2 protein-coding genes are annotated in these 2,754 nt (G+C 70.3%); both read left to right on the top strand.

Features of this window, described 5'->3' with window-relative positions; translation table 11 throughout:
- Positions 1–259 precede the first annotated feature (259 nt).
- Entirely contained in the window at positions 260–730 is a 471-nt protein-coding gene (locus AC13HU_RS35210) for a DUF5959 family protein (protein ID WP_483046066.1), read from the top strand.
- Between the two features lie 436 nt (positions 731–1,166).
- A complete protein-coding gene (locus tag AC13HU_RS35215; RefSeq protein WP_483046067.1) occupies positions 1,167–2,663 on the top strand; it encodes an IMP dehydrogenase in 1,497 nt (498 codons plus the stop codon).
- The last annotated feature ends 91 nt before the right edge of the window (positions 2,664–2,754 follow it).

The following is a 2,754-nucleotide window of genomic DNA, read 5'->3' on the forward strand; positions in this document are numbered from 1 at the left end:
GCAAGGCGGAGACCGAACGGATCTGGCTGCCCTTCACCCTCTGGCTCCCGGCGACCGCCGCGCTCCTGCCCGCCCCCGACCGCCGCACCTGGCTGGCCGCCCAAGCCGCCCTGGCCCTCCTCCTCAACCACCTCCTCCTCACGTACTGGTGAGGACGGTGCCCGATGCGCGGCGGGAGACCGGGACACCGTCCGCGTCGCGCACGGGGGCGATGGGAGAGGATGCAAGCCCACCCCACTCTTCAGGAAGGGAGTACCCGATGACGGGATCTGCCCCGGCGGATCTGATCCACCTGGAGGACGCAGACGGGAACCGCTGTATCGTGCGCGTCACCGGCCGCTACCAGCCGGGCATACTGACCGGCCACGACATCCTGCGCGCCGACGTGCTCGTGTCCGCGAGTTTCATCGACGCTCGGTTGGACGTCTACCTCTCTCAGCAGGACCTCGACGCCTGGCAGCGAGATCTGTCCGACCTCGCCCCAGGCCGGCAAGCCGGCATCGGAGGAGATCGTGGCCTGAGCCTCACCCTTCATGTGCACGAAGACGGCTGGCTGTCGGTGACGGTCGAAGATCCGGACCGTCTCACGACGCTCCTGGGAATCCGTCCGGAGGAGAACTGGGTCGATGAACATCAAGAACGTCTGCAACAGGTGCGGCAGACCTGGCCCGGTGAAGTCATCACGACGGCGCCGGGGGCCTACGAGTGGAGCCCCAACCGCCGGCAGTGAGGCGTGCACTTGTCGATCCGGCCGCATCACGAGTTCGATCTCAGCAGCCTGGGGAGCACCCCCCACCCACGCCGCGGGCCGCGGGCCGCGGGGGAAACCGTCGACCGACGGCAACGCCGGCCGGCGCGCTCCGGGAAGCAGGACGCCGTGGCGACTCCGGGATGGCGCCCGGGTCCCCGCCCCCGCCTGATCCGGGTCTTGGTCGAGGCCGGGCAACGGCGGGTGGCGGAGGGGCGATTCGTGCGGCGGTGAGGCAGTCGATAGGGTGCCGGTCACGACCGCACCCGGTTCGACACGGGCTGGTCAGGGCTCCGCCGTGGTGCGTGGCGCCTGCACGGCCGCCATGCCGACACCTGCCCGCCGCCCGGGTCCTGGGACACGGGGCGGTCTTCACGGCGGGGCAGTCGGGCCTCGGCCGACGGGTCAGGAGGAACGCGTGGCACAGATCATCGCCGAGGTCTCAAGGACGTTCAACGAGTTCCTGCTGCTGCCGAACCGGACCAGGACCGACTGCTCGCCCGCGGCGGTCGACCTGTCCACGCCGTTGGCGCGACACGTCGTGGGCGAGAAGTCGGCGATCGAGCTGGGGTCCCCGTTCACGTCCGCGATCATGCAGGCGGTCAGCACGCCGGAGCTCGCGATCGCGCTCGCGCGGGGCGGCGGACTGAGCTTCCTGCACCACAACCAGTCGATCCAGGACCAGGCCGCGGCCGTCCGTCAGGTGAAGAACTTCAAGGCCGGATTCGTCACCAGCGACACCAACGTCCGCCCGGACGACAGCCTCGGCCACCTCGTCGCCATCATGCGGCGCACCGGTCACAGCACCGCCGCGGTCACCCACGACGGCACCGCCACCGGCCGCCTGCTCGGCCTGGTGACCTCCCGTGACTTCCATCCCCAGCGCCACGACCTCGACGGACCGGTGAGCGGTCGGATGACCGTCATCGCCGACCTGCCGCACGCCGGCGCCGACACCACGCTCTCCGAGGCCAACGCGCGACTGTGGGACGAGCGGTTGGACTGCCTGCCGGTGCTGGACGCCGAGGGCCGTCTGCAACATCTGGTGTTCCGGTCCGACTACGCGGACAACAAGCGCTTCCCGAGCCAGGCCGTGGACGCCGCCAAGCGCCTGCGCGTGGGCGCGGGCATCAACACCCACGACTACCAGGAGCGGGTTCCCGCGCTGCTGGAAGCAGGCGCGGACGCGCTGTGCTTCGACTCCTCCGACGGTTTCAGCGACTGGCAGGCGCAGGCCCTGACCTGGGTGAAGAAGCACTACCCGGAGATTCCGACCGGCGGCGGCAACGTGGTCGACGGTGAAGCCTTCACCTTCCTCGCCGAGGCCGGCGCGGACTTCGTCAAGGTCGGTGTGGGCGGCGGCTCGATCTGCATCACCCGCGACCAGAAGGGCATCGGACGCGGCCAGGCCAGCGCGGTGCTGGATGTCGCCGCGGCCCGGGACGCCTTCCGTGACCGCACCGGCGCGTACGTGCCGATCTGCTCCGACGGCGGACTCGTACACGACTACCACGTGGCCCTGGCACTGGCGATGGGAGCGGACTTCGTCATGATGGGTCGCTACTTCGCCCGCTTCGACCAGGCGGCCGGCGCGAAACTCCCCACCCGCGACGGCTTCGTGAAGGAGTACTGGGGCGAAGGCTCGAACCGGGCCCGCAACTGGCAGCGTTACGGCCAGGGCGGCCAGGGGATGATCTTCGAGGAAGGCGTCGACGGCTACGTCCCCTACGCCGGCGACCTCGACGAAGGGCTCGCCCTGACCATCGCCAAGCTCAAGACCACCATGGTCTCGTGCGGGTCCGCCACCTTGCCGGAGTTCCAGGCCACGGCCCGGCTGACCCTGGTCTCCGACCAGAGCTTCCAGGAGAGCCACGCCAGCGTCACCCTGCGGGACACCCCGGCGACCATCGCCTGAGCGGCCGCAAGAAGCCACGAACCGTAGGTCGTTCGGGGCCGTCAGGCGAACGCGCGGCGGGTGTACGGGAGAAGGGCGCGGAGCGCAGGGG

The organism is Streptomyces sp. NH27, assembly GCF_056859195.1.